Origin of the sequence: Streptomyces silaceus (assembly GCF_001419745.1) — a bacterium.
GTDB classification, from domain to species: Bacteria; Actinomycetota; Actinomycetes; order Streptomycetales; family Streptomycetaceae; genus Streptomyces; species Streptomyces silaceus.
In genome coordinates this window covers 1-6,122 of record NZ_LIRJ01000573.1, presented here as the reverse complement: position 1 = coordinate 6,122, position 6,122 = coordinate 1, and the positions used below count along the sequence as shown (strand labels likewise).

Annotated in this window: 7 protein-coding genes; 3 read left to right on the top strand and 4 right to left on the bottom strand. The window is 75.0% G+C overall.

Annotation, left to right across the window (positions count from 1 at the left end; genetic code table 11):
• Positions 1–29 precede the first annotated feature (29 nt).
• Complete coding sequence (locus tag AOK22_RS36900) at positions 30–458, bottom strand: hypothetical protein (RefSeq protein ID WP_055703030.1); 429 nt, start codon at positions 456–458, stop codon at positions 30–32.
• An 84-nt stretch (positions 459–542) separates the two neighbouring features.
• On the opposite strand from AOK22_RS36900, the gene AOK22_RS36895 reads away from it, so the two are divergent.
• Both AOK22_RS36895 and AOK22_RS36890 read left to right on the top strand, forming a co-directional pair.
• Complete coding sequence (locus AOK22_RS36895) at positions 543–1,322, top strand: MBL fold metallo-hydrolase (protein ID WP_055703029.1); 780 nt, start codon at positions 543–545, stop codon at positions 1,320–1,322.
• On the top strand, positions 1,322–1,936 hold the full coding sequence (locus AOK22_RS36890) for a DedA family protein (RefSeq protein ID WP_055703028.1): 615 nt from the start codon (positions 1,322–1,324) through the stop codon (positions 1,934–1,936). Before AOK22_RS36895 ends, AOK22_RS36890 begins: the two co-directional genes overlap by 1 nt.
• 66 nt (positions 1,937–2,002) lie before the next feature.
• On the opposite strand, the gene AOK22_RS36885 is transcribed toward AOK22_RS36890, so the two are convergent.
• Complete coding sequence (locus AOK22_RS36885) at positions 2,003–2,767, bottom strand: TetR/AcrR family transcriptional regulator (RefSeq protein ID WP_055703027.1); 765 nt, start codon at positions 2,765–2,767, stop codon at positions 2,003–2,005.
• A gap of 139 nt (positions 2,768–2,906) precedes the next feature.
• Between AOK22_RS36885 and AOK22_RS36880 the strand changes: the two genes are divergently transcribed.
• Complete coding sequence (locus AOK22_RS36880) at positions 2,907–4,139, top strand: DUF418 domain-containing protein (RefSeq protein ID WP_055703026.1); 1,233 nt, start codon at positions 2,907–2,909, stop codon at positions 4,137–4,139.
• 16 nt (positions 4,140–4,155) lie between these two features.
• Here AOK22_RS36880 and AOK22_RS36875 read toward each other — a convergent pair whose 3' ends face one another.
• Both AOK22_RS36875 and AOK22_RS36870 read right to left on the bottom strand, forming a co-directional pair.
• Positions 4,156–5,232, bottom strand: a complete 1,077-nt coding sequence (locus tag AOK22_RS36875) for an MBL fold metallo-hydrolase (RefSeq protein WP_107102120.1) — start codon at positions 5,230–5,232, stop codon at positions 4,156–4,158.
• The coding region (locus AOK22_RS36870) for an aminotransferase class I/II-fold pyridoxal phosphate-dependent enzyme (protein WP_055703024.1) at positions 5,229–6,122 on the bottom strand (894 nt) is incomplete at its 5' end. The genes AOK22_RS36870 and AOK22_RS36875, both read right to left, overlap by 4 nt.

The following is a 6,122-nucleotide window of genomic DNA, read 5'->3' as shown; positions in this document are numbered from 1 at the left end:
GGGAGGGGGTTCGGGCGATGGCGCAACGCTCAGCGGCCGTCATACCCCGCCGTGGGCATGGAGAGCCGCCGGTGCACATGGGCCTTCATCTCCGAGTCGTACGCCGGCTCGGCGAGCCCCGCCGTCTCGATCCGCACCCCCCGGCGCGCGCACTCCGCGGTGAACTCGTCCGCGGACCTCAGCGCCCGCTCGAGGACCCGGCGGCTCGGCACGACGAACAGGTCCACGAGGCCCGCCTCGACGTCGCCCCACAGGAGGGCGTGGTCGGTGCGGAGTCCGCGCACGACGAGCTCGCGCGTGATCACGTACCCCTGCGCGGCCGCCCACCGCGCGCACATCGCGTGCTGGCTGCGGGAGTCGACGAGGAAGGGGTCGGCGTCCAGTTCCTCCAGGGGCGTCAGGCTGGCGATCGCCGCCACACGCACAGCGACGGAGCCGGTGCCCGCGGCATCTCCCATGGCGTCCCCCTCACCCACTGGCGTCAGCCGAAGACCCTACTCCTGGCCGTAGGCTCGGAGACAGTCGCACGAAGGAGGAACCGGGTGCCCGTCGAGGTCACATGGTGGGGCCACGCCACGTGTACGGTCGAGGATTCGGGCGTCCGCGTACTGACCGACCCCCTCTTCGCCCGCCGCCTCGCGCATCTGCGGCGCCGCAGGGGCGCACTGCCGCCGCCCGATGCAGCGGTCGCCGACGTCGTGCTCCTTTCCCATCTGCACGCCGACCATCTGCACGTGCCGTCGCTCGCCCGGCTCACGCCGGGCACCCGTGCGCTGGTCCCGCGCGGGGCGGCGCGTTCCGTGCCCGGTCTGACCCGCAGGCTGCCCCATCTGCGCTTCACCGAGGTCGTGCCGGGCGACGAGGTGCCGGTCGGCGACGGCCTCGTCGTCCGCGTGGTGCGCGCGCTGCACGACGGGCGGCGGCTGCCCGTGGGCCCGCACCGCTCGCCGGCCCTCGGCTATGTGGTGTGCGGCGAGGCGCGTACGTACTTCGCCGGGGACACCGGGCTCTTCGACGACATGGCCGACGAGGTGGGCGAGGTCGACGTGGCGCTGCTGCCGGTGGGCGGCTGGGGGCCCTATCTGGGCCACGGGCACCTGGACGCGGGCCGGGCCGCCGAGGCGCTCGCCCGGATCGCGCCGCGCAGCGCGGTCCCGGTGCACTACGGGACGTACTGGCCGATCGGCCTGGACGCCGTGCGCCCCCACGAGTTCCACGCGCCGGGTCCGGAGTTCGTGCGGCAGGCGGCGCGGCTCGCCCCCGAGGTGACCGTGCACCGGCTGGCGCACGGCCAGAGCGTGCTGCCGGAGGTGGCCCGGTGATGCCTGCCGTGGCGGCCCAGGTGCCGCCGGAGAGCACCCAGCAGGCGCTCGGCTATCCGTCGCTGTTCCTGCTGGTGGCGATCGGCGCGCTGGTGCCGGTGGTGCCGACGGGGGCGCTGGTCAGTTCGGCGGCGGTGGTCGCCTTCCATCAGACGGCGCCGTTCTCGCTGCTCGTCGTCTTCGGGGTCGCGGCGTTCGCGGCGTTCGTGGGCGATGTCGCCCTGTACTGGCTGGGGCAGCGCGGCATGCGGTCGAAGAACGGCTCGCGCTGGCTGGAGGCGATCCGCGACCGGGCGCCCGAGGAGCGGCTCGCGCAGGCGCAGGACAAGCTGCGGGACCACGGCGTGCTGGTCCTGGTGCTCTCGCGGCTCGTCCCGGCCGGGCGGATCCCGGTGATGCTGGCGTGCCTGATGGCGAAGATGCCGCTGCGCCGGTTCGCCCGCGGGGACGCGCCGGCGTGTCTGGCGTGGGCGGCGACGTACCAGCTGATCGGCATCCTCGGCGGCTCCCTCTTCAAGGAGCCGTGGGAGGGCGTCGCGGTGGCGGTCGCGCTGACGTTGCTGATCTCCCTGGCGCCGGCGGTGTGGCGCAGGGTGCGGCGCGCCACCGCGTAGGGCCTGCCCGGCGCGCCACCGCGTAGAGCCGCACGGCGCGCCCGGCTGCCGGTGGCGGCCCGTCCGCTATTCCCCGGCTGCCACCGCGATGCCGTCCAGGACACGTTCGAGGCCGAAGGTGAAGTCCGGGTCGGCCGACGGGTCGTCGTACGCGTCGTCGGGGACCGCCTCGAACGTGCCCGAGGACAGCAGGAGGGCAGTCTGCGGATAGCGCTCGGAGGTGATGAGGCGCGCCAGGGTCCTGGCATAGGCCCGTTCGCTCTCGGCCTGGCCCATCCCCGTGCCGCTCCTGCCCCGCTCCTGTTCCTGGGAGAGCAGGGAGACCTGGCGCACGTAGCCGCTGAGCAGGGTCAGGGAGCCGACCTTCCCCGCCCAGTCCAGTGCCGTGCCGCTCAGCGCGCCGAGGCCCGCCTCCATCCAGGCGACCTCGTGCGGCCCCACCGGCGGCCCGGACAGGGGAAGCCGCGGGAGCCAGGGGCGCCGGTGGTTGAGGAGGCGCTGCGCGACGGCCCACTCCCGCAGGCCCGCACGCCACCCCTCGGGTTCCGTCACGGAGCGCGGTGGCAGGCCGAGCGCGAGGTCCCGCATCAGGACGAGCAGTTCGTCCTTGGAGCCCACGTGGCGATAGAGGGACATCGCCGAGACGTCGAGCTCTTTGGCGATCTTCGGCAGCGTCGCGCCCTGCAGGCCGTCGCGGTCCGCCAGCTCCACGCCCGTGCGCACGACGCGCTCCGTGTCGAGCGCCGCGGGGCGGCCGAGGCCCGAGGCCGAGGGCCGAAGCCTCCACAGCCGGGCCAGCTCGGCCGGGGCGTCCTCCTGGTCGGCCGGCATGGGGCGCTCCTCTCCGTTCCTCGATACCTCGGTCTCCCGACGTGCTTGCGGCCATCATCTCCTACACCGACTTAGTATATGAGATATAGATTATGACTTACACTAATGATGTCAGCGCTCCCGGCGGAAAGAGAACCAGGTGACAGCCCTCACGCATGCCCATGGTCCGAGCCCCGCGCGGGGTCCCGTCCGCCGGACGGAACGGGCCCTGGCCCCCGATCTGGCCCGCGGCTCGATGCTGCTGCTCATAGCCCTCGCGAACGCGGCGGTGTTCACCTTCGGCGACCAGCCCGGCGCCGAGGCGTCACCGCAGGGCTGGGAACGCCCCTTCAACCTCGTCATGTTCGTCCTGGTGCACGCCCGCGCGTATCCGATGTTCGCCGTCATGTTCGGCTACGGCCTGGTGCAGCTGGCCCGGCGCCAGGAAGCCGCGGGCGCCGGGCCCCGCGCGGCACGCGCGGTGCTGATCCGGCGCAACGCGTGGCTGCTCGCCTTCGGCGCCGTCCACGCCGCGCTGCTCAACTTCGGTGACTTCCTGGGGGCCTACGGCCTCGTCGGCATCGTCTTCACCCTGTTCCTGCTGCACCGCGGCGAGCGCGTGCAGCGGGTCGTGCTGTGGCTGTGGGCCTGTACGACCGCGTACGCCGCGGCCCTGGCCGGCGTCGCCGCGTACCACGCCGTGCGCGGCGGTCCGGGCGACGCGCCCGTGCCCTCGGGCGACGTCGCCTCCCTCTCCGCGCCCGACTACGCCACCTCCGTCGCCGACCGGCTCGGCGAGTGGCCGCTGCACACGCTCACCGTCCTGCCGTTCCTGGTGATCGTCTGGCTGGGCGCGTGGGCCGCGCGGCGGCGGGTCCTCGAGGACCCGGCCGGCCACCGGACCCTGCTGCGCCGCACCGCCGTGATCGCGCTCGGCGCCGCCTTCGCTGGCGGCGTGCCGATCGGCCTGGTCAGCGCGGGCTTCCTCCACGTCGGCCAAGGGACCGCGGACGCGTTCCTGAAGCTCTATGAGGTCAGCGGCCAGTTCGGCGGACCCGGATACGTGGCGCTCTTCGGACTCCTCGCCCTCCGCCTGTCGAAGCCGCGCGCCTCGGCGCGCCGAAGGCCCGTCGTGTCGGCGCTCGCCGCGCTGGGGCAGCGGTCGCTGAGCGGCTATCTCTTCCAGTCCCTCGCGTGGGTGCTCGTGCTGTCCCCGTACGCCCTGGACCTCGCGGGGCGGACCGGCAGCCCCACGCTCACCGCCGCCCTGACCGCCGTGGCGGCCTGGCTGGCGACGGTGGCGGGTGCCGCGCTGCTCCAGCGCCGCGGACTGCCCGGCCCGGCGGAGAGACTGCTGCGGAGGCTGACGTACGGGCCGAGGGAAACCCGCTAGGCCCGGCGGGGTCCGCCTAGGCGGCCAGGACCCGTGACGCGCCCACCGGCAGGTCCCACAGGTCCTCGCGTGCCAGGCCCGCCTTCTCCCAGGCCGCCCGCACCCGGGTGAGCGGTTCGAGGACCGGTTCGGCGGAGAGCAGGAACGTGCCCCAGTGCATGGGGGCCATCCGGCGTGCCCCGAGGTCGGTGGCCGCGCGGACCGCCTCCTCCGGGTCGCAGTGCACGTCGCTCAGCCACCACCGCGGGTCGTACGCGCCGATCGGCAGGAGCGCCAGGTCGATGCCGGGGTAGCGGGCGCCGATCCGCTCGAACCAGTGGCCGTACCCGGTGTCGCCCGCGAAGTAGACGCGCTGCCCCTCCCCGTCCGTGAGCACCCAGCCGCCCCACAGCGTCCGGCACGTGTCGACGAGGCTCCGCTTGGACCAGTGGTGGGCGGGCACGAAGTCGAAGCGCACGCCGTCCAGTTCGGCCGCCTCCCACCAGTCCAGCTCGGTGACCCGGGTGAAGCGGCGCCGGGTGAACCACCGGCCGAGGCCGGCCGGCACGAACACCGGGGTGTCCCTGGGCAGCCGCCGCAGGGTCGGGGCGTCCAGATGGTCGTAGTGGTTGTGGCTGATGACGACCGCGTCGACGCGCGGCAGGGCGCTCCAGGCGACGCCGACGGGGGTGACGCGGGCGGGCGTGCCGAGGATCCTGCGCGACCAGACGGGGTCGGTGAGGACGGTGAGGCCGCCGATGCGGACGACCCAGCTGGCGTGGCCCGCCCAGGTGACGGCGACGGTGCGGGCGTCGACGCGCGGCAGCGGGCCGGGGTCGAAGGGCAGCCGCCGGATGTCGGCGAGGCGCGCAGGAGGCGGGCGCAGGGCGCCCTCGCGGGCCAGCCGCGCGAAGGCGCGCAGGCCGGGCAGCGGCGCGGTGAGGCGGTCGGCGAAGGACCTCGGCCACAGACGTCTCGCGCCGGGCGCCCGCGGCGGGGCGAGGACCGTCTCCGGGGCGATTGCCGACCCCGGACCCACCCCGTCCCTGTCGTCCCTGTCCCCCGCTGTCGTCCGCTGTGTCTGCTGCTGCGTCTGTTGCGCCTGCTGGGTCACCGAGGAGGCTCCATTCGCTGTGCGTCTGCGCGGAGATCGTCGAAGGCCGATCCGAACATGCTCAACGCCCGTTCCACGTGCGGCAATTCCAGGGGGTCCGGTGCGGTGAGCGACGCCAGGCGTTCCTGCTGGGTCGCGCCGAGCAGCGGTCCCGTGGACAGCCGTACGCGCAGGGCGTCGATGTCGTCCCCGAAGCGGTGCCCGCCCGGCGCGGGCATGCCGAGCCGGGCGCCGAGGAAGTCCTCCAGGTCCTGCGCGTCGCCGACACCGCGCGCGGCGAGCGCCGGCCGCAGCGGGCCGAGGTCGGCGTAGAGGTGGCGGCCCGCCTGCGGGGGCCGGGCGAAGGCGCCCGCGGCGAGCAGGGCGTGCCGCACGGCGTCGGCCACGCGCGCGTGCAGGCGTACGGCGGCGGACAGGCGCTCGACGATCTCGTCCGGCTCGGCGAGCGCGTAGGCGGCAGCGGCGGCGGCCGGAGCCGCGACGGCGGCGGGCAGCGCGGGCGGCAGGAGCGCCCCGGCGAGGTCGCAGACGACGGTCACCCGCTCGTGGTCCATCTCGGCGGGGCCGACGAGGACGGTGTCGCGGGGGTGGTGCAGGGTGTCGCGCCAGGTCTCGTCGCTGACGACGTGCAGGCCCTCGGCCGCGGCGGCCTCGACGGCCTCGTGCAGGACCTCCGGGGGCGGCACGGTGGCGGTCGGGTCGTCGGCGACGCTGAGCACGAGCAGCCGGGGTCTGCCGCCCTCGGCGCGGACGCGGCGGACGGTCTCCAGGAGGGCGTACGGATCGGGGACGCCGCCGCACTCGGCGGGCGTCGGCACGCGATAGACCCCGCGCCCCAGGAGCCGTGCCTGGGGCGCCCACCAGGCGGGGCAGGGGCGGGGCAGCAGGAC

What these genes read in the sequence shown, in the direction of transcription:
- AOK22_RS36900 (WP_055703030.1), bottom strand. Translation starts at nt 458, where the DNA reads ATGGGAGATGCCGCGGGCACCGGCTCCGTCGCTGTGCGTGTGGCGGCG.
- AOK22_RS36890 (WP_055703028.1), top strand. Translation starts at nt 1,322, where the DNA reads ATGCCTGCCGTGGCGGCCCAGGTGCCGCCGGAGAGCACCCAGCAGGCG.
- AOK22_RS36885 (WP_055703027.1), bottom strand. Translation starts at nt 2,767, where the DNA reads ATGCCGGCCGACCAGGAGGACGCCCCGGCCGAGCTGGCCCGGCTGTGG.